General features: G+C 45.8%; 15 protein-coding genes. 8 read left to right on the forward strand and 7 right to left on the reverse strand.

What is annotated here, in order from left to right; genetic code table 11:
• Nucleotides 1–31 precede the first annotated feature (31 nt).
• On the forward strand, nt 32–838 hold the full coding sequence (locus J2Z69_RS12425) for an MBL fold metallo-hydrolase (protein WP_245339272.1): 807 nt from the start codon (nt 32–34) through the stop codon (nt 836–838).
• Between the two features lie 301 nt (nt 839–1,139).
• On the opposite strand, the gene J2Z69_RS12430 is transcribed toward J2Z69_RS12425, so the two are convergent.
• Nucleotides 1,140–1,934: a YheC/YheD family protein gene (locus J2Z69_RS12430; protein ID WP_209862956.1), complete on the reverse strand. Its 795-nt coding sequence runs from the start codon at nt 1,932–1,934 to the stop codon at nt 1,140–1,142.
• A 350-nt stretch (nt 1,935–2,284) separates the two neighbouring features.
• Here J2Z69_RS12430 and J2Z69_RS12435 point away from each other — a divergent pair, with 350 nt between their 5' ends.
• The 3 genes from J2Z69_RS12435 to J2Z69_RS12445 all read left to right on the forward strand — a co-directional run bounded on the left by J2Z69_RS12435 (nt 2,285) and on the right by J2Z69_RS12445 (nt 6,059).
• The gene (locus J2Z69_RS12435; RefSeq protein WP_245339273.1) at nt 2,285–3,526 is read left to right on the forward strand and encodes a phenylacetate--CoA ligase family protein; all 1,242 of its coding nucleotides are present in this window, start codon (nt 2,285–2,287) and stop codon (nt 3,524–3,526) included.
• Nucleotides 3,514–4,500 carry a 2,3-diaminopropionate biosynthesis protein SbnA gene (sbnA, locus tag J2Z69_RS12440; RefSeq protein WP_245339274.1) on the forward strand — a complete coding sequence of 329 codons (987 nt, stop codon included), beginning with the start codon at nt 3,514–3,516 and terminating at the stop codon, nt 4,498–4,500. Before J2Z69_RS12435 ends, sbnA begins: the two co-directional genes overlap by 13 nt.
• A 314-nt stretch (nt 4,501–4,814) precedes the next feature.
• The gene (locus tag J2Z69_RS12445; protein WP_209862959.1) at nt 4,815–6,059 is read left to right on the forward strand and encodes a GAF domain-containing sensor histidine kinase; all 1,245 of its coding nucleotides are present in this window, start codon (nt 4,815–4,817) and stop codon (nt 6,057–6,059) included.
• A gap of 121 nt (nt 6,060–6,180) precedes the next feature.
• Here J2Z69_RS12445 and J2Z69_RS12450 read toward each other — a convergent pair whose 3' ends face one another.
• From J2Z69_RS12450 to J2Z69_RS12460, 3 genes are all read right to left on the reverse strand, one after another.
• On the reverse strand, nt 6,181–7,923 hold the full coding sequence (locus J2Z69_RS12450; protein ID WP_209862961.1) for a lytic polysaccharide monooxygenase: 1,743 nt from the start codon (nt 7,921–7,923) through the stop codon (nt 6,181–6,183).
• A 300-nt stretch (nt 7,924–8,223) separates the two neighbouring features.
• Nucleotides 8,224–9,360, reverse strand: coding sequence for a J domain-containing protein (locus J2Z69_RS12455; protein ID WP_209862964.1), 1,137 nt, complete (start codon nt 9,358–9,360; stop codon nt 8,224–8,226).
• Complete coding sequence (locus tag J2Z69_RS12460; protein WP_209862966.1) at nt 9,360–11,060, reverse strand: molecular chaperone HscC; 1,701 nt, start codon at nt 11,058–11,060, stop codon at nt 9,360–9,362. Before J2Z69_RS12460 ends, J2Z69_RS12455 begins: the two co-directional genes overlap by 1 nt.
• 110 nt (nt 11,061–11,170) lie before the next feature.
• Here J2Z69_RS12460 and J2Z69_RS12465 point away from each other — a divergent pair, with 110 nt between their 5' ends.
• Nucleotides 11,171–11,587, forward strand: a complete 417-nt coding sequence (locus J2Z69_RS12465; RefSeq protein WP_209862969.1) for a VOC family protein — start codon at nt 11,171–11,173, stop codon at nt 11,585–11,587.
• 152 nt (nt 11,588–11,739) lie between these two features.
• On the opposite strand, the gene J2Z69_RS12470 is transcribed toward J2Z69_RS12465, so the two are convergent.
• Nucleotides 11,740–15,882, reverse strand: coding sequence for a bifunctional 2',3'-cyclic-nucleotide 2'-phosphodiesterase/3'-nucleotidase (locus J2Z69_RS12470; protein WP_209862971.1), 4,143 nt, complete (start codon nt 15,880–15,882; stop codon nt 11,740–11,742).
• 299 nt (nt 15,883–16,181) lie between these two features.
• Here J2Z69_RS12470 and J2Z69_RS12475 point away from each other — a divergent pair, with 299 nt between their 5' ends.
• Nucleotides 16,182–18,209, forward strand: a complete 2,028-nt coding sequence (locus tag J2Z69_RS12475; RefSeq protein WP_209862974.1) for a CotH kinase family protein — start codon at nt 16,182–16,184, stop codon at nt 18,207–18,209.
• 121 nt (nt 18,210–18,330) lie between these two features.
• Here the strand turns inward: J2Z69_RS12475 and J2Z69_RS12480 are convergent, their stop codons facing one another.
• Nucleotides 18,331–19,938, reverse strand: coding sequence for a hypothetical protein (locus tag J2Z69_RS12480; protein ID WP_209862977.1), 1,608 nt, complete (start codon nt 19,936–19,938; stop codon nt 18,331–18,333).
• Between the two features lie 155 nt (nt 19,939–20,093).
• Between J2Z69_RS12480 and J2Z69_RS12485 the strand changes: the two genes are divergently transcribed.
• Together J2Z69_RS12485 and rnhA are read left to right on the forward strand one after the other, a co-directional pair.
• A complete protein-coding gene (locus J2Z69_RS12485) occupies nt 20,094–20,330 on the forward strand; it encodes a DUF6953 family protein (protein WP_209862980.1) in 237 nt (78 codons plus the stop codon).
• Between the two features lie 55 nt (nt 20,331–20,385).
• Nucleotides 20,386–21,036, forward strand: coding sequence for a ribonuclease H (gene rnhA, locus J2Z69_RS12490; protein WP_209862982.1), 651 nt, complete (start codon nt 20,386–20,388; stop codon nt 21,034–21,036).
• Between the two features lie 49 nt (nt 21,037–21,085).
• Here the strand turns inward: rnhA and dhaS are convergent, their stop codons facing one another.
• A complete protein-coding gene (gene dhaS / locus J2Z69_RS12495; protein WP_209862984.1) occupies nt 21,086–21,679 on the reverse strand; it encodes a dihydroxyacetone kinase transcriptional activator DhaS in 594 nt (197 codons plus the stop codon).
• Nucleotides 21,680–21,789: the final 110 nt, after the last annotated feature.

Genomic DNA, 21,789 nt, shown 5'->3' on the forward strand with positions numbered 1-21,789 from the left:
ACCTATGGGTTAGATTGGAGGGTTTTGTCATTTGATTACATTACCTAAGGATTTGAGTGTGTTGAAGACACTTATTGTAAATGTTGTGATGGTTGGTCAACCAGGCTCCCCAGAATGGGTGTTGATCGATGCAGGCATCCCTGGTTTTGCACATGCGATTCTCGAACAAGCTGAAGAAAGATTTGGGAAAGGTATAGCGCCTAAGGCCATTTTACTTACGCATGGTCATTTCGACCATTTAGGATCGCTCGAAAAGCTTCTGGATTCATGGGATGTCCCCATCTATGTATCGACTGAGGAAATTCCTTATGTTACAGGCATGAAGGATTATCCTAAACCAGATCCTGAAGTGGGCGGGGGACTTATGTCTATGGTCTCGCCGTTATATCCCTATCAAGCCTATGATTTTGGTGAACGTGTAAGGCCGTTACCTGAGGATGGAAGCATTCCATTCATGCAAGGATGGCACTGGATCTCTACGCCTGGCCATACGCCGGGGCATATCTCTTTGTATCGTGAAAGCGATCGAACTCTAATTGCGGGAGATGCCTTTATAACGGTAAAGCAAGAATCGGCCTTTGCCGTTCTCACGCAGGAGGTAGAGGTTCATGGCCCTCCCACTTATTTCACACCAGACTGGGAGCAAGCACGGATATCCGTTCAGCGCTTAGCAGCTTTGCGGCCGGAACTAGCGATCACTGGTCATGGCCTGCCTCTATCTGGTTCTCTACTACGCACGGGGCTTGAGGAGCTAGCACGAGACTTCGAGAAAAAGGCGATTCCCGAGCATGGGCGATATGTCCCTCCTAAGGATGAGTCGAAATCGACCCGGATGTAAGGGAGCTAACTAGCTCTCCAAGCAAGCTCCTAGCCAAGTATCATACGCAAAGGGAGCAGTGTCCACTATAAGCATGCCACAATCATCAACGAGGCAGAAAGTGAAGTTACGGGAACCCTATTCCCGATGATTCGGCCTAGCGGACAATGAAAATGATCTCCACCCTATAAAATTCATAGATATAAGATTCAGGATTTTGCAGTGTATAGATCTGGAATATGAATTCAAGTGGACAGAGCCTTTAGGCCCCAACAAGCTGTATCGCTACCCTGCGATGCAGCTTGTTGTGTTGTGAACCTATTTATTTGTGTACCTTCGCTGAACGAGCTTTGCCGCATCGTAGACAATAGGATCGTCCATAACCTTTTCCGTAGGCGATGATTCGTGTAATCAAGGTATGGTCAGAAAGTTTAGTGAACGGGCAAGGGTCAGGACGTGTGTTGACTTCAAGAATCCAGAGTTTGAATTGTTTGTCAATCGCGACATCCAGTCCTAACTCATTCATTAGCGGATATTTGCTAGCAAAGACACTTGAGGTCTGTTTGGCTATTCGATTCATTTGCTTTAGTAAATGGGAGGTTTTGCGGATTCCGGCTGTATGGCGCAGTAATTCGTCTGCCGCATAGATTGTCCCTCCTTGACTACCATTCGTGACGGCCAGACCGGGTGGAGCTACACGACCAGCCGTACCTGTAGGTACCCATTTGCCTGAAGGACTGCGCTGAATCATGACCCTGAAATCATAAGGTCTCTTTTCATATTTCAGAACATGAATTCCTTGCTGTATAAGATGTTGTCTATGCTTAACGTGTCGTTTTAGTCCGAAGACAAGTCGCTCAAAAGATGAATAGGTGATATTCCGATCTCCGCTATGCAAGTTATATGTTCCCTTCCGAACTTCGACACGGATGATTCCATTGCCCATGGAACCCGTATCGGGCTTAATATAGACCATTCCGTAGCGCTGTAACATAGACCGAAGATTCACCTTAGAGTAGCTGGACATGGCCGGGAGATATTTAATTAACTCGGGGTCTGTTGTTAGAAGGCGATGTTTGAGTAACTTGCTGGAGATACGCGGTGAATCACGTTTCATGGTAGGTGATCTCCTTTTAATGACTGCCTTAATGATCTCCCTTATAGGAATCAGGCAGCGGTTAATATCTTGGTAAAGAAAGAAGATTGTGAAGTACATAACATTTCCTTGAGTTCTATAGCACAAGTAAGGCGGAATACATGTTCAAGTCAACTAATTATCCATCGCGCACGACATGAAACGCATGTGTTTGAAGGGACGTGCAGAATGTAGCTATTAGATGCAATACTCCTAACATCTTAATGTCTTTATTCTATGGGGGCTTTTGACCTGGGGTGCTGGGCAGGCACCCAGTTGTTCATCCATGCATAGAATAAAGATAAAGATTGTGACTTGAGGAGCGTGTAACGATGCTTGTACCCACTTGGGTTGTCGAAACATGGAACCGGATGAATGAGTATTACCCTTGGCTTAAGGAACGGTCGCTTGCTGCGGGGCAGGATTCTCATCCTTTTAGTGAGACGAATCTTCCTTTACTTTTAACAGCAGAAGATTTGGAGACCTATTATTACGACGTGGAATCTCCGCTTCCAAGGGTCATGCAGGTATCGGATTCATTACGGAGATATCTGACGTCTGGCACCAGTTCGGGGCGCCGCAAACAAATCTTTTATACAACAGGGGATGAGGCAGCTTACTTGGATATCAAGCTAGAGGTATTCCAGCATATTCTGCAGGATACAGCTGAAAAGACAGCCATGTCTGACATGGGCACAGGTCATGCAGAAGCAACGGCGCTCGAAGTATTTCAACGCTTAGGCTATAGCGTCGAATCTATCTCGTTTTCCTTGCCGATCAGCCAGCATCTAGAGAGGTTGCAAGCGGTGAAGCCGCAGATTTTGTACACGATGCCTTCGATTCTGGAGAGACTCATTCAAGAAGCATCCAATCCAGGAAACTTAGGAATTCAGCAAGTTATTTTAGTGGGGGAGATGGCCTCGCCGTTTTGGGTTAGCCGTATAGCGGAGCAATTGAACCTTTCAGATCATCAGATTACGGATACGTATGGTTCTATAGAGGTGGGTACGATTGCGTACTATTCACATATACATGAACGTTATATTTTGACCGATGGATTGTGGGCTGAGGGTGTGGAGTCGGAGCGGCTGGGTCAAGATTTCAGTCCATTACCAGAAGGAGAGCAGGTGCTTGTGCTGACCTCGGCGTGGCGTGAAGCCTTTCCTGTCGTGAGATATGTAACTTATGACGTAGTGCGAGATTTAAGACCTATTCAAGTGGATGGTGAACTCAGACAGAGCTTCAAATGTATAGTCAAACGCATAGGGCCTGATCTTAAGCATGGGGAGAAAATTAGTATTTACGATATCGAAAGTAACGTTTACAAGCATATAGCATCAGCTAGGGTAACTTTGGCACTAGCTGGGAACACGCTACAAGTGTATTTGGAAGATGCAAATCTTACAGCCGAGATCATGCATAGCGTTCAGCAGGATATTGAGCAATGTATACCGGAGATCCAGCAGATGATCATCTCGGGACTGTTGGAGCGAATTGAGGTTATCGCTGGACATGGACCCACTGAGGATAGGGATTCCAATCGAGTAAAGGGGAAACGGTTATGGTACACCTGAAGCATGAACTTAGCGGCATGAAGCTTGAAGGGGGTATCGCAGATGTGATCGGACATACCCCTCTAGTCCCACTGCGTAGATTGTTCGAACAGGAAGAATTCAATGTGTATGGCAAGCTTGAGAGCATGAATCCTGGAGGGAGTTCCAAGGATCGCGCTGCTCTACACATGCTTCGTGAAGCGATTCAAAGGGGTGACATTACCGAAGAAAGTGTAGTCATTGAGTCGAGTTCAGGTAATCTAGCTATAAGTCTGGCGCAGCTTTGTAATTATATGGGGCTCAGGTTCATTTGTGTAGTCGATCCTCGCACGACAGAGCAGCATAAGCGAATCATTCGTGCTTTTGGAGGAGAGATTGATCTTGTAACGGAGCCGGATACGGCGACAGGTGAATTTCTTCCGGCCAGAATTGAGCGGGTACAGACCTTGGTCAAAATGATTCCGCAGGCATATTGGACGAATCAATACGCTAACCCGGATAATGCTAAGGCCCACGAGTGCACGACCATGAAGGAGATTGCAGATCAGATAGGCCCGGTAGATTACCTTTTTTGTGGTGTAAGTTCATGTGGCACACTTAAAGGATGTGCAGATTATATACAAAAGCAGGGGTGGTCTACTCACATCATAGGAGTAGATGCGTTAGGTAGTGTTATCTTTGGTGGTCCAAAGGGGGCACGGGTGTTCCCTGGGCTTGGATCGGGAATAGTTCCTGGTCTCTACGAAGAGGGGCTTGCCGAGAAAGTTGTCTATGTATCCGACTTAGATTGTGTAGCGGGGTGCCTTTCTTTAATTAGAAAGGAATCCATTCTCGCGGGCGCTTCTTCCGGGGGAATCATTACAGCCATTCAGCAGTTGAGAAATGAAATTCCTGCAGGTGCTACTACGGTAGCTATTTTGCCGGATCGTGGTGAGCGGTATCTGGATACTGTGTTCAGTGAAGGATGGGTAGAACGCCATCTGTCCCTAAAGTAGCTCAGGTAATTTGTGACAGTAAAAAGCTATTATTACTCAATCTATATGAACACCGCAAGTGCATAAATCTAATAGAGATACAACTAAAAACCTCCAGTTTTGGGGGTGTTTTTGTATAGCGAGTTAGGCATGAAAATGAGTACGGTCCGCAGAAAGATTATCTATTTGATCAAGCAAGAGGAGACTATAGCATATGATATAATGATAGATGTGATGTTATTTACAAAACTTTACTTTGCGTGACGTGTAGGATAAGTCTACTCTTGAGGTAAATCCAATACGGCATATGCCTGACGAGGAGGAGTCCGAAAAAGATGTTGAAGACTGATTATGTGGATGTACTCAGTGTGATTTCGCGTAATTTGTATGAGTCAGCCGCTCAGGTGATGCAGACATCAAGCCGCTTAATCTCGGCCAATACGTTCTGCATTGCACTGAATGATCGGCAGAGTACAACCGTACTGAAATCTTTTAATAGAGAAGCTGTAATTCTTGAAGAGGGACTCATGTTAGATAATGAAGATTCCTATTGTCATTTAGTAACAGAGCATGCGAAGGGACCCCTTGTTATTCAGAACAACCAGACGCATGACTTAACGAAAGAGATGGATGCCACCGTTTTTGTAGGCGCTTGTTCGTTCATGGGCGTCCCGATTCAGACGAAATCAGGCGAGACCTATGGTTCGTTGTGTGCATTCGATCATAACCTCTATCAGTATAGTGATCAGGATGTAGAGTTATTTCAGTCCTTGTCGTTGTTTTTTGCGAATATGCTCGAACTTGAAGATACCCTTCATACCCTGCGACAAGTCGAAGCAGACAATCAGCGGATGTTAGAGGAAAAATCTAATCTGCTAGCGGTCATGAGCCATGAGGTGCGAACGCCGATGAATGGGATCATTGGCATGTCCTCCTTGCTTAAGACGACAGAACTCTCAGAGGAACAGCGGGAATATGTGGATTTAATTGAGACGAGCGGAGAATCTCTGTTAGAACTAATGGAAAATATTCTAGCATACTCAAAGACAGAACATCAGCAACTTCAGCTTGATATTCGTGCATTTCATCTGCCTTCTTTTCTCAAGCAAATTGAAGCCTTATTCCAGAAGGAATTGGAGCAACAGGGTACCTTGATGTATACTTCCATCTCGGCTAGTGTGCCAGATATTATCTATGGCGATGCTAATAAAATACGTCAGATTCTCATCAACTTATTATCCAATGCGATTAAATTCACGGAGGAGGGCAGCATTCGGATTGAGATCGATGTCGATGCTACTACATCGATTGCTCCTCAATGGGTCGTACGCGTGAAAGATACTGGACCAGGTATTCCCCAAGAACGTAGAGGAGATTTATTCCGTACCTTTTCTCAAGTCCATGAGCCTATCGTTACAGAGGGGTATAGTGGAACAGGCCTTGGCCTCTCTATATGCAAACAACTAGTTGAAAGAATGGACGGGCAAATCTGGTTAGAGGATACCGCGGAGACAGGATGCTCATTCATTTTCTGTCTTCCGCTTCTGGAAGAAGCGCTGACTGTGGAGCTAGTACAATAACCTTACTAGCGTTGAGTGTTGTTGGGGTCTACAGCAGGCTGTTGAAGAATGGAAAATATCACCCAAACAGGACGGCCCTTGGGCCGTCCTGTTTGGTATAATCGCTAGATTTAAGCTAGATTTAAGATACAAGTAACCATACACTGGCTGTACCAGGAACATCGCCTTTTGTCCACCATTGGGCTTTGTAACTTTTGCCGCCGTAAGTAACTACAGATTGGCCTTCGTAAGCCTTATCTGCACTCCAAGCTTGAATCGTTCCAGACGTGGCAGGCTTCCATGAACTGGTCGTATCCGGTTGGTCTCCCTTCGTCCACCACTGAGCAATGTATTCTACACCGTTGTAGAGGACATGGTCTCCTGCGAGGTAGGTACTATTTTTATCCCAAGTAGGAATTGCGCTTTTAGCTTTCGTGCTAACACTAAGGGCCGTGCTGACAGGTGACACATTACCCGCAGCATCAGATGCTGCAACTGTATAGCTGTAAGCCGTGCTTGCAGTAAGCCCAGCATCGGTGTAGCTAGGAATAGAAGACGTGCCAACTTTGACCCCTGTACGATAGATGGTATATTGCGCCACACCCACATTGTCTGTTGATGCCGTCCACGTCAGTGTAATCGTGCTATCCGTCTGCGCAGATGAGTTCACTCCAACTGGAATCGTAGGAGCTTGGGTGTCTGTGACAGAGCCAGATAACGTGCTCACTGCAAAGGCCGAACTTGCAGCTGAGCGATTCCCAGCAGCATCTAGAGCTGTAATTGTATACGAGTAGGAGACTCCTGCTTTGAGGCCGGAATCAACATAGGTAGTCGTTGTAGAAGTTCCTACTAGAGTACCATTTCGATATACTTCATATTTGGTCACGCCTACATTGTCTGTAGAAGGACTCCACATTAAATCGATACTTGTCTGTGTCTGACTATGGGACATGATCCCTGCTGGCACAGTGGGTGCGGCTGTATCTGTAACATTTGCCTTGGTGCTAACGCTAACGGAACTACTAGCTACAGAACGCGCGCCTGTGGTATCGATAGCTACTACCGAGTACGTATAAGCCTTGTTAGCTGTGAGTGCTGTATCCGTATAGCTGGTAGTCGTGGACGTTCCCACTACAGCACCATTCCGAGAGATTTCGTACTGCTTCACGCCACTAGTAGAAGTGGAGGGAAGCCAGTTCAGTGTGATACTATTCGTAGTCTGAGCAGATGAGGCTAGACCTGTTGGCGCAGCAGGTGCAGTGGCAGGGGGAGTGCTGCCATTAACGAGGTTCACATCGACCACTTGGTAAAAGGCATTACCTGTATCCGCAATCTCCCATACAGCGAGGATAATATTGTAGCCACTACGATCGGTAGGAACATTACACTCATGGGTTACCGTAGCATTCGGTCTTGCCCCTTTATCATTGATATAACAGAACGGTGTAAGATCTAGCTGAGCGCGAGTTAAGGGTTTGCTCTGATCCCAACCTTTTTTGGTGATATAGTATTTCCATTCTTTTGTAGCATGAAGGGCTGTGAGCTTCCATTGGAACGTATTTTTGCCGCCGTTCATCGTAATCTTAGTCCAGCGGTCAGCAGATTGTTCTTCTAACTCTGGATATTTACCCACACCAGCTAAATTGCCATCGGGTACACCAGCTGTAGGGAAATTACCTACTCCTTCTACACTTTGAGGTTCATATTGAATACTGCCGCAATTCTTGTTAATGCCCTGAGCACAGAGTGCAGATCGACTGCCTGGAGACTCAATGTATCCATGCGCGGAAGCGCTTCCAGCAAACACTAGCATAAGCACAGCACCCATAAGCGCCAGCGCCGCTGTAATCCAGACTTTAGATTTGTAGATCGGGGTTAAAATCATTATTCTCCTCCTTTAGGATAGTGGGATAAGTACTCTATCAGAGTAGCGGATTAAATCTAGGATGGGCTAGATTCCTTAGTCCTAGAATAAGGAAAGATATAGAAAAAAGACCCTATAAATTAGGGCCAAAGTATTATTTTGGAGATATTTACCCCTCATGATCTGTAATATAATGGGTAATATTTACTGTTTAGATTAATCGAGTTCATTGCATTATGAAAGAATACAATGTGTACCATAACTAAAACAAATTCTAACTAAAACAAATTTTCTCTCTTTGGAGCACTTAGACAGTTGAGGCTACAGCCACCGTTTGCGGAGTAGGAAAGTGGCAGCACTTTTCAGACGTAATTTGAAGGAGATCTTACCTAACTCATCCTTAAGGCGCTGGGTTAAGCGTACCTCAGAAACTTGATTCTTTTCCCGATTTCGAAGCATGAGATCGTTAACCTGAGACATGGCTAGGATGGCTTCGATGCGCTTTGGTTGCAGAGTTAAAAGACGGACATAAAATTTCTTGGCACGCTGTAGATCGTTAGCTTGATGTGCGGCATAACCAGCTAAGGATAAGGCCTGCACATCATCCGGTGTTCTTAGCAGGATATTCTCTAGAGAGTCTAGAGCTGCATTCCAATCCTTTTTCTCGGTATGAATTTTAGCGCGATAAAAGTCTACTTCATTAGGAACAGTGAGAAGCTTTGCTATATGATCACAGGCCTCAAGTGCCAAATCATACTGCTCACGTGAACAATAATGGTGAATGAACATGTGGGACAGATCGGTATCTCCATCAAAATAACCCGCAGCCTTATTCAACCATTCTTCTGCTTGTATCCAAGCATCTCCCTTAAGCGCCAAATAAGCTTCTTCTCGTGCTTTGAGAAAGAGATCCGCATCAGGTATTTCGGCCATTAGCACAGGTTCGTAGGCTAAGGTAGACTCTGGAGTTTTCAGACAAGCATAGGCATAGATTTTAGGGTATGTATTCTGGAATTGCTCTTGATTCTCATTCCACTGTTGATGCCAGCCGAATGTTCGCACCATGAGATCCCATACCTTCGACGTCAGGAAATAATGTCTATCAAAAAAAGCTAGCAGCGCTTCAGATATCGTCTCTTTGGCTTGGAGATCCCACAGAAGCTCGGAATGGAGTACAGTATCCCATACGGTGACGTTCATTCTGGATGGATAGTTATCATATATTCTTTGTATATCCATTAAGAATGTAGTGATCGTCTCATCTGGGAATAGTCCCGATTCTTCTTCAGAAGGCGACGTTTTGGCGTAGGTTAGAGCTGCATCGTAGGCTTCCCGGAGGACTTGGTATTCTTCGGGATCATCCTCAGGATGAGAGATCTTAAGTTTCTTCGCATAGGTGCGTTTGATTAAAGTAAGATCATCGGTAGGCTCTATTTGTAATATGGACCATGGGTTCACTATTCATCATTCCACCTCTCTACATCGTCCAGCATGTTCTTAAAATAACGAGCGAACTTAACAATTTCTTGCTCTTGCTGAGAAGCTAAAATATGTTCAAATTGCTGCATCATCTCAGCTAAATCTCTACGTCTGTCTCCGAGAGATTCTTCATAGAGTCGTTCACCTCTTGCAAGAAGCAGGCGGTTATGACTTCGATCGCGGGGATGCACTTTGATATGAGCTAGCTGGCTTAAGCGAGCTTCGATATCTTCTTTATGTAGCAATCCCGGCTCTTTCTCAATAATGGCAGTAGTCTTCTGTCCTGTGCTAATGGTAGTAATCTCTACTTCTAACATGCCATTGATATCATAAGTAAAGCGGACGTCGATGGCCTCTTGACCTGCAGGTCCCGGAGGAATCGGATGCTGCACTTCACCAAGTCGGATAGTGTTCTCTACACGGCGGCTTTCTCCTTGGAAAATAGCGACTTGAATGTGGCGCTGATTCGGATGGATCGTACAGTACCGTTCTACTCGGCTGACCGGAATGGGTGTATTACGCTCGATAATAGGACTAAAATGACCAGAATCATATTGCTTCTGACCATAAGCTTTTGTAGTCTCGATCCCCAAGGTATAAGGACATACATCGGTAAGAATAACTTCCCGAAGGGAAATGTCCCGCTGCTTGAGTGCGACTTGTATAGCGGTCCCCAAAGCGACAGTTTCGTCTGGATGAATATGAGTGTAAGGGAGTCTGCCAAACATTTTACTGATCATTGATTTAATCAGTGGCATCCGCGTAGCACCACCGATGAGAATAATGGCATCTAGATCATGCGCTCTCAATGAGGCATCACGCAGCGCACGTTCGATGGGTTGACGTAAGCGGAGAACCAGCGGATTCACAACTTTTTCGAACAGATCCCGATTTAGAGTAAGGTCATACATGTGTTCACCCAGCTGAACATGCATATGGGCTTGGTGGGCGGAGGCAAGTGCACATTTGCAAGCTTCGGCTTGTCTAAGTAGGGCTGCGCGAGCTTTCTGATCTAAGCTGGCAAAGTCGATACCTGTCTGTTCGATAAAATAATGTTGTAGAAGTTCGGAGAAGTCTTCCCCACCTAAGTAGTTGTCTCCAGCGACCGATTTCACTTCCATCATGCCTTCAAAATATTCAAGAATCGAAACGTCGAACGTTCCACCTCCAAGATCTACGACTAAGAATTGAGTCTCTTGTTTCTCTTGGTGCAAGCCATAAGCTATAGCCGCAGCGGTGGGTTCACTAATAAGACGTTCTACCCGTAGCCCGGCTAATTCTGCTGCTCTTTTGGTGGCTTTACGCTGGGTATCATTGAAGTAAGCAGGTACACTGATAACGGCCTCGGTAATTGGCTGTCCCAGAGCAATTTCGGCATCCGCTTTGAGGGAGCGAATGATAAAGGAGGATAGCTCCTCGGCATTAAATGTATGCGGGCCTAACTTATACGTTTTCTCGGTACCCATAAATCGCTTGAATACCGCTGCTGTATATTCAGGGTGCGTTAATAATCGTTCTTGGGCAATGCGTCCAATAACAAGTTCACCAGTATGATCTACACTTACAATAGAAGGAGTGAGGAACTCTCCATATACATTAGGAATGAGCTTTGCTCCCTCTTTGGTCCAGTGAGCTGCCAAGCTATTTGTCGTGCCGAGGTCGATTCCAATAATTGTCATGGGGATATTCCTCGTCTATGATAGATTTGAGTCCCAGATAGGGACTGTAGTTATTTTATCGGACTTTAGGGTGGATTGTTGAAGTGTAATAGGACAGGAGGTTTATTTTAATGCAAAAAAATGTGTGGTCCACGGGCCTATCTGCTGTCCAATTCAGGGTGGCAAGACCTACACATCAACTGGATAAGATCGTGACTTTCTATCGGGAGGGTCTAGGTCTGAAGGAAGTGGGTTCATTTCAGGGACATGAGGGGTACGATGGTGTGATTTTTGGACTGCCTGATGAGAAATATCAGTTGGAATTCACCCAGTACACGGATGCAGTACCTATACTTCCACCTTCAGAGGATAATTTGCTTGTATTTTATATGCCCGATGAAGCAGAGCGGGACCGGGTTGCAAAGCGACTCGCATCTATGGGTCATCCTGCGGTTAAGCCAGAGAACCCTTACTGGAGAGCAAATGGAGTTACCCTATGTGATCCTGATGGGTGGCGTATTGTCTTACAGCATGGCAGTGGGTTATAGAAGAACATATTCATCTTAGGGTTGGACAAGAACAAGCTGTTAAGGTTTTCACAGCTTGTTTTTGATTAAGGCATAGAACAAATAAAAGAGCGGTCTCCCAAGTCTGGATGACTTGGGAGACCGCTCTTAATCTTTATTAATACATCATAGTATTACTTTTTGTTGATGCGGTTCTCAATCTTCGCTTGAATATCTTTTCCAGCGAACGTTGTTTTTACATAGTCGATGAGTGCTTCAAGATCTACTTTGCCTGCTTCACGGTTCGTACCTTTAAGCAGTGCTGTATAGCCGTCGCCGCCAGAAGACATGAAGTCATTCACTACAATGGTGTAGGAAGCTGCATCTTCGATGGCTTTACCGTCTGTTTTTTTCAATTCAACGATTTTGGAACCTTGTGGTTTGGAATCATCATAAGTGTAAGTCAGACCGGATACTTGACCAATCGTAGTCTTGGAACCGCCCCATTGTTGATTCAGTAGTTCCTTGATTTGTGCACCTGTCATTGTAAGTTTTACAAGTACGTTACCGAAAGGCTCGATGCTGAACATGTCACCATAAGTTACATTGCCTTGTGGAAGATCGTTACGAACTCCACCCGAGTTCATGAATCCGAAGTCTGCATTCATAGCCGTGCGCATGCTGTCTGCAATCAGATTACCTAGTGCAGATTCACCCGCAGCATTCACTGTACGAGATACGCCTAGGGAAGAAGTACCTACAGGAGCGTTCAGAACTGGAGCATTTTTTGCAAGATAATCACTAACCATTTTGGTAATCGTAGCGTCTGGTGTAATGCCTTCATGCTTCACGCTTACGATCGTCGCCTTTTTGCTAATGATGTTCTGTGTTGCACGATCTACGACAAGATCCGTGCTAGAGAATGCCGTTCCGTAAGAGTAGGATTCAACAATTAGTTTGTTGTCAACGACAGTGTTCAATCCACCGTGATCATGTCCTCCTACAATAACGTCAACTTCATCATCCACGCTCTTAGCTAAGTCAACGACTTCACCGGTAGGTGCATCGCTTGATCCTGCGAATGGATCATGCGCAAGGATGACGATAGATTTGATCCCTTGCTTTTTGAGTTCAGCTACCGCTTTGTTCACGGCAACCGTCTGATCCGTGAACTTAAGACCTTTCACACCCGCTGGGCTAACAATCGTTGGTGTGATGTTGGTTACAACGCCGATGAAGCCTACTTTGACGCCGCCCACTTCCTTGACAACATAAGCTGGCAAGAAAGCTTTACCGTTCTCATCTTCTACGTTAGCTACAACGTAAGGGAAGTTTGCACCCGCAAAGTCTGCGCCAGTCTTAGGGTTTTTGCCTCCGTAGATCAGGCGAAGCGCTTCTGCAGAACCTTTATCGAATTCGTGGTTACCCACAGTACCTACATCAAATTTCATACGGTTCAAGAAATCAATAGTAGGCTCGTCTTGGAGTAGTGCGGATACAGGACGGCTTGCGCCAACGGAATCACCCGCATGTACAAGAAGGGTGTTCGGGTTCTTTGCTTTGTATTGCTCCAAGTAAGCGGCCAAGTAGTCAGCACCACCCACAGTGGAAGTTACTTTACCTGTTGCATCTTTAATATCTTTTTTGTAGTCCAGTTGTCCATGGAAATCATTAATGCCGAGCAATTGAACAGAGATGTTCGTAATTAATGTGTCTACAACTTTTGCTGCTTCCGCACGAGTGGAAGTTGCTGCTGGTACGAACATGTTGTTCCCGCGGCCATTGATTACACCACGATCTACAACTACGTTCACTTCAGCTTTAGCCCAAGCACTGATCTTAGCACTATCGCTAAATTTCGCCGTTGTAGTTACTTTAATAGATTCGCCAGCTTTTACATCGAGTGCATGCTTGGCCATAACTGCCATTTGTTCACGGGTGACAGGCTTGTTCGGCTCAAATGTAGTTTTGCTAGTTCCGTTAATAAGTCCGTTCTCATAAGCTGCCGTGATTGCATTTGCGAACCAGCTATTGGAAGGAACGTCTTTGAAGACAGACTTCCCTTTTGCTTTAAGTTCCAAAGCATTCACAAGCAACGTTGCGAATTCTGCACGAGTTACTGTAGATTCCGGTTCGAACGTTGTTTCCGTTTTACCTTTGACAATGTTCTTGGAAGCTAGGTCAGTAATGAACGTAAATGCCCAGTGTGTTGCTGCCACATCTTTGAAGACTGGGGATTTTGGCGGTTGTGGTGTAGTTGTACCGGGTTGCTCTGGCGTAGGGGCAGGAGCCGCTTTGCTCAGATCTAATTTGAAGACACCAAAACCTTTTTCGTTCGTTTGACCAGTGTACTGAATGTTAGCCGTTTGTTTTGCAAATGCTTCTGCTTTTGGAGCAGAAGTAAATGTAACATTGAGATCGCCTGCTACAGGAGCGATGGACCAGTTGTTATCTGCTGTAGGGTTGATTTCTTTGTTAGCTGTAATGTAATCCATCAAGATTTGACGGTTCTCATCTGGGCTGTCGATTACATATTTGCTACCTTTAAGTCCAGGGAAGTTACCACCACCACTTGCGCGGTAGTTATTCGTAACTACAACGAAGTCTTGGTTAGGATCGATCGCTTTGCCTTGGAATTGAAGATTAAGTACACGGCTGCTGTTCGCATCGTTCACTGTACCATCTACGTTATATTTCGCAGGTTTAGTCACATCGATCTGATACGTTACACCATCGATGACATCGAAGTTGTATACAGGGAATTTATCATTCAAAAGTGGTTGTTCCTCTTTCTTAGCTGGATCAATCTGATTGAATTTACCTGCGGACATTTCAAGCCATTCTTTAACTGTAGAACCTTTTACCAAAATAGCTTTTAGTGTGTTGTCATACAGATACAAGTCGCCTGCGCTCTTAATAGCCAAAGGACCTTTTGCGATATCTGTATATTCTTCAGGACCATTTCGTCCTGCTTTGAACGGTGCGCCAGCGGAGAGAACAGGAGTGTTGGCGTAAGCTGGCAAGTTCTTTTTGATATAGTTCGTAACATAGTCTTTCTGAGCTTTTGTTACGACTTGAATAGAAGGATCATCTTGAATAAGTGCAAAGTAGCTGAAGATTGGCGCTGTAGTTGAACCGATTGGGCTGTTCACATAGGCAGAAGTTGCCTCATGTTCAGGTGTAACCGCGTCTACAATTGCTTGATCAGGTTCAGCCAAAGATTTCTTGTTCGCTGTATCATAGATGGCTTTGGTAGAAGATTGGGAGGACGCTACTTTCCATGCGCCATCTTTCTTCTCTAGAGTCAGGTCGATTAGACCTAGGTTGCTACCGCCATATCCTGCTTGAACAGCAGCCACACCGTTGATCGTACCTTTTGCATTATCTACCCCTGGAAGCAAATTGCCAGAAGCATCTTTGAATAGACCATCAAGTGCTTTGTCGGTAGCCGCAGGGAATACTTTATGAGTATGAGAGAAAGTAATAGCATCGATACCCGGTACCTTGCTAAGTGGAAGAATGACATCTTCATCCATCACGTTTGCTTTAGCATTGGCATTGACCCCGGAATGTGTCATAGCGATGACGATATCTGCTCCAGCTTTTCTCATTTCAGGAACAAATTTTTCGGCTGTAGCTACGATATCTTTGGTAATGACTTTACCTTCTAAGTTGGATTTATCCCATTCCATAATCTGTGGAGCTACGAGACCTAGAACGCCGACTTTAACCGTTTGTTCTTGACCAGCTTCATCTTTGTAGGTTTTCGTAATGATTTGATAAGGTTTGAAATGGTTGACATCATTGTCAGGATTTTTATCTTTGTCGTCATTGTATACGTTTGCATTGACGTAAGGGAAGTTTGCTTTTTTGATGATTTGTTCGAGGAAATCCAGACCATAGTTGAACTCATGGTTACCCATTGTAGCTGCGTCATACCCCATCAAGTTCATGGCTTTGTATACCGCGTGGGTTTCATCTGCTTTTACGGGTTTAACAAGGGCTTCATAAGTTCCGAGCGGAGTGCCTTGGATCAGGTCCCCGTTGTCTACTAGGAACGTATTGCCTACTTCTTTACGAGCTTCCTTAACCAATGTAGCTGTTCTGGATAAGCCTACAGTTGGAGCCGCTGCGCTCTTGTAATAGTCATAGGACATCAAGTTCGTATGGACATCGGTAGTCTCCATAATTCGCATTTTTAGAGGCGAGCTGGACGTACTTGCATCAGCAGCAGCAAAACCGCCTTGGAGTGGTAGAGCCAGCAAACTGATGGCCATAGAAGATGTGAGAACCTTGGTAAGTTGTTTGTGTAACCCCTTATTCACTTCATTCTTCATCCCTTTCAAATATGGTAGATTCAAAGATTGGTGATCCAAATATATGAAATCACTCTACTATCATAAGGGAGATTTAACAAAAACGATATAGATTTTCGTAATTTATTGAACAAAGGTTAAATTTAATTGCACAACTTGATTAGAACTGTTTTCGCGGTGTTAGGTTGATGTAAATTTGAAAAGGCTACAGGTCAAACTTTAAGCATACTTTAAGTTTTCTCTCCTAGTGGACAAGGTATAATTTTACACAGAGTTTACAAAACTCATCTCTATCATCTCTAGACACCTAGGAGGACGAAATGTTGAACGTTGTATTCAAGAAAATGGCTGTAGCTTCCTTAGCAGCGGTCATGGTGCTGTCATCAGGTAGCTTCATTGGCAGTAGAAATGTAGCCCATGCAGAATCAGAGGTCACCCCGTCCTATACTACGATTTTCCAAAAGGACAAGATTATTAAAGTGAACGTTACGATTGCAGATGCAGATTGGAAAGGCATGCTCGCAAGCCCACTGGACAAGGCGTACAAAAAAGTCACGGTAGATGTAGATGGTCATGTATTGAACAATGTTGGCTTCTCTACTAAAGGGAACCTGACCTTAACATCTGTTGCTGCAATGAAAGATTCGGATCGGTACAGCTTCCGCCTCAAATTCGACAAGTACGATAAAACGCAGAGCTTACTGGGTCTGGATAAAATGGTCTTGAACAACAGCTATACAGATCCTTCTTATATGCGTGAATATCTTCATTACGAAGCGCTTCGTGCTATCGGCATGGATGCCCCGCTTACCGCCTTCACGAATCTATATATCAATGGGAAGTTATATGGATTTTATCTAGGGGTAGAATCGGTTGCAGATAGTTATCTGAAGCGGAATTATGGAGAGAATGCTGCGACCGATGGCGTGCTTTACGATACGGAAGAGCAAAGCTACCTTCAATATAAAGAAGGCAGTGAATACGAGAGCATCACCTATGAGACGGGCAAAAAAGATAATAAAGCCTCCCTTAAAACGTTCATTAAAACGTTGAATGCTATGCCTGCTGGAGAGAAAGGCGATATTGAGAGCGTACTGGATGTTGATTCTGCTCTGAAATATATCGCTTCGAATGCAGTTCTAGGGAACTATGATAGTTACAATGGAGATAAGGGTCATAACTTTTTACTCTATGGTAATGCATCTGGGAAATTCACCGTTGTTCCATGGGATTTCAATATGTCCTATAATGGTTACTCAGGCGGAGGCGGACCTGGTGGCGAGAGACCGGGCGCAACAGATGCTGGGAAATTAAAAGATACTACATCGACCACGACATCTGCGAAGTCTACCGTACCTACGACTACAAAAGGAGCCGAGGGTGGTACTTCAACTGCGGCAACCACGGCGGGAACGAATACGAGCGCCATCACGGCATCCATAGATAATCCTACCTTAGGGATCAATATAGACAAGGTTCCGATGATTAATAATCTTCTTAAAGTTCCTGCTTATAAAGCTAAGTATCTTAGTTATGTATCTGAGTTAGTCAAACAGCTCAAAACTACACCTGCACGTATTACAGGATTGGCACAGCTGATTCGTCCCTTTGTACAGAATGATCCAACAAAGTTCTACACACTAGAGCAGTTTGATTCTAATATTAAGTATTCTACTCTTCCAGACGCTAGTGGCGGTGGTATGCAAGGAGGCGGAACACCTCCAGGTGGATTTACTCCACCAGCTGGAATGGAAGGCATGAAGCCGCCTGAAGGGTCTACTCCCGCAGCTCCACCTACTGGAGACATGAATGGCACACAGCCCACTCCACCAACAGGTGGTCAGGCACCAGGTCAAGGCATGGGCATGATGGCATCGGGTTCGATCATGACGTTCGTCTATAACCGTCTGGTGAACTTGCAAGGCCAGCTTGGCTTGCCGCTTACTTCGCTTCCTGCAACAGAGGATTCCACTGAATCTGGACAAGGAAGTAGTAAAGGAATTGCTGTTCAATTGAATGGAAAACGTCTTGCGATTAATGGTCAACAACCCGTAATGCGTAAAGGTACGGTGCTAGTGCCTGCAAGATCGATTCTGCAGTCTTTCGGCGCTACGGTGAATTGGAATGCAAGTAGTAAGAAGGTTACCGTTAAGAAAGATCAGAATACATTGGTTCTTACGTTAGGTAGCAGGGCGGCTACGATAAATGGACAAACCTTTACTTTGTCTGCTTCTGCTGAAATTGTGGGAGGAAGTACACTAGTTCCTGTCCGTTTTATCGCTGAGGCTTTGAGTATGAAGGTATACTGGACGAATGAAAGTCAGACCGTGTACATTTCTAGCAAATAAACAAGGCTTCTTGTGAGATGAACTCAAGCTTTATGATTAGCAACTAGAATAAAGCACGGCCCTCTAAAAAGGGGCCGTGCTTTTGTATATCAAAGCGAATGTTGTCTCGCGTAGTCCATCTTTATTCTTTGGAATGATCGTTTTTTCCGCCGATCTGAATACCGATGTGTCCATCGTGGTGTCCAACGCTTCCCCCTAGATCAAACCCAATGCCTTTGCCCCCGCCTAAATGACCATCCATGTGTGTGGCTAGGCCATGCTGACCGCCTACTTTGGCTCCTGCATCTGCGGCCAGCCCTTTTTTCCACCCTGCATCCGCCCCGGCATGGGCGGCAAGGCCATGTTCATTCCCGCCTAAGTTTCCTTTAATATGAGCTCCCATCCCTTTGTGACCGCCCATGTGACCATCAGCGTGAAGACCTATACCATGGTCTCCACCCACTTGGGCCCCTACATCGAAGCCAGCTCCTTTTTTGAACCCAGCATCTGCTCCGGCATGAGCGTTCAGACCGTGCTTAGGTCCACCAAGTCCGCCACTAAGATGAGCTCCAATACCTTGGTGACCGCCCAAGTGAGCATCTGCATTCATACCTACGCCATGCTCGCCTCCGAGCTTCGCTCCAACATCAAAACCAATACCTTGCTTCAATCCAGCTTCAGCATCAGCGTGTGTATCTAAGCCATACTGCTTCCCGCCAATGGTAGCATGAATGCCGCCACCGACTCCCTTGCCACCGCCTAAGTGAGCATCGGTATTTAGAGCTGCACCATAGTCACCTCCGAACTTTGCTCCAGCGTCAACGCCCCAGCCTTCTTTTTTGCTGAGATCTGTACCCGCATGGGTGTTCAGGCCATATTTGGGTCCGCCGAGATGTCCTGCAGCGTGGAAACCAGCGGTATCTCCGCCCAATTGTCCATCTGCTTGTAAGCCAATTCCGTGTTCACCACCGAGTTCACCTGCTGTATCAAAAACAAGGCCTTGGCCGCCGCCAAGCTGCCCATCTGCATGAGCATTCACACCGTAAGGACCGCCGTAATCTGCTTTGGCATGAAATCCAACCTCCGCATCCCTTGGAACAGGTGCGGGCTGATAACGGGGGTAATTTCCCGGTAGATAGTCGTATCCCGGATAAGGAAGAGGAATTACATTAATCGGTGGGAAGTATGGATAGCCCGGGTTAAATTGTCCGCCGCCGGGAAAGCCTGAGCCCGGTCCACCGGGGAATCCGGGTCCACCGCCGGGGAAGCCTGAGCCCGGTCCACCGGGGAAACCAGGTCCGCCGCCGGGAAAGCCTGAGCCCGGTCCACCGGGGAAACCAGGTCCGCCGCCAGGAAAGCCTGAGCCCGGTCCACCGGGGAAACCAGGTCCGCCGCCAGGAAAGCCTGAGCCCGGTCCACCGGGGAAACCGGGTCCACCGCCAGGAAAGCCTGAGCCCGGTCCACCGGGGAAACCGGGTCCACCGCCAGGAAAGCCTGAGCCCGGTCCACCGGGGAATCCGGGTCCACCGCCAGGAAAGCCTGAGCCCGGTCCACCGGGGAAACCGGGTCCACCGCCGGGGAAGCCTGAGCCCGGTCCACCATGACCTGACCCTCCGCCATGCCCGCCATGTCCGCCATGTCCTGAACCGCCCCCATGGGGAAGAAGGTTTATACCGCGACCTTCGCTCGTATAATAAGTCGAATGTACTGAACCTGCGGCGGGCTCAAGTCCGTTCAAGTCTCTTGTCATTTCGTTAGACCTCCATTTAAGAATTGATGATATAGCCTATTCACAGCGACAAGGAAATGACACCCGCCCAATCAAACAATTGAATGAAGCGTCCAAATCCGATACGATACAACTATTAAATATATTGGACGAGTTGAAGGAGCGGAGCAGAACGGATGGAATGGACAGACCAGCAAGTGGCAGAATGGATGGTAGAGGAGATACGATTCAAAGGAATTCTTCGACAAGAAGAAGCGATTACGCATATTAAGGAGCACTTTGGTGAACGTTTTATTTTTGTGAATGATAATGGCAACACATCGCTATCGAAAGAAGTGAAAAAATCATTCCGTAAGCTACACGGCGGCCGAGTGGCTTGGGATCGGGAAGGATTTTTCTGGGCTTGGACCTAAGTGTGGAGCGAGAATCTATATAAATTATTCAATATAAGGGAGCGAAATCATACCCATGGCAGGATCGAAGTATTATGTTGTGTGGGAGGGGTTAAAGCCCGGAGTCTATACTACATGGAATGAATGTAAAGCGCAGGTCGATACATTCAAGGATGCCAAATATAAATCGTATCCATCCAAGGCGGAGGCAGATCTTGCTTACCAAGAAGGTTGGAAGAAGCATTGGGGCAAAAAGAGTGCGGGGAGTTCAGCAAGTGCTACAGCGAAGACGCGAACATCTGCATCTAGTTCTATCGCAGATATAGATTACGACAGCATGTCCGTAGATGTGGGGACGAGGGGGAATCCCGGACCTATTGAATACCGCGGCGTGGATACGCGCACGGGCGAAGTGGTTTTTGAACGGGGACCGATTCCTAATGGGACGAATAATCTAGGTGAATTTTTGGCGATTGTTCATTCGTTAGCCTATTTGAAGCAGCAAGGGAGTACGAAGACTGTCTACAGTGATTCTCGGACTGCGCTGAAATGGGTTAGAGAACGAAAAGTCGCTACCACCCTAGAACGTACAGAGGCCACCAAAGAAATTTGGGATTTGGTAGATCGTGCGCTAACTTGGCTGGAGTCCAATCGGTATGAGAACAAACTGCTGAAATGGGAAACCAAAGCATGGGGAGAGATCAAGGCGGATTATGGTCGAAAATAGCACAACAAACAACGAAGCTCACCTCCATACAGAGAGGGAGCTTCGTTTTTTAATGAATCTTATCTTTTGGTTTAGATGCATGAAGATTAGAAGTAGGTAAATGCAACGCTTTAGTGAAATTCCCTCGCATCAAGTCACTGAGTTTCTCAATCATGACCTGTGGATCATCCTTCATCCCTGAACGAATCCACTGAATAATAAGCCCAGTAAAGGCTAATGTATAAAAATTAGCGATGAAGTGCTTATCCACTTCGGTCTCTTCGGGCCCCGATATTTCTATAAGCACCTGCATGATCAGTCGGCTCGTCACAGAATATAGATATTCATCCAGATGGTCCCGTGCCAAGGAATGAAGGGTGTTGACACAAAATTCCTTATTGTTACTAATGTATACAAATACTTTGTAAAAGCCATCTGACCAAGCTTCATAGGTGCCATCTTCGGCAATATGTTCAATGGCCTCGGTCTGATAGATCCATCCTAACAATGCATATAGATCTTGAAAGTGATAATAAAAGGTCTGGCGATTCACTCCGCACTTGTGCACGAGATCCTTGACGGTTATTTTATTGAGTGGCGTTTTGAGCATAAGTTCTTTGAGCGCACTAGCTAGCGCTTTTTTAGTTAAGACTGAATTCGACATAGTTCACCTACCGCACAGTATAAAAGCTCTATACCCGATCATAACAACTTAAATTGGAATTAAGCAAAAATAAAGCAACAATCATAAATATTGTACACAAATTAATTGTT

The sequence above is a fragment of the Paenibacillus shirakamiensis genome, assembly GCF_017874255.1.
GTDB classification, from domain to species: Bacteria; Bacillota; Bacilli; order Paenibacillales; family Paenibacillaceae; genus Fontibacillus; species Fontibacillus shirakamiensis.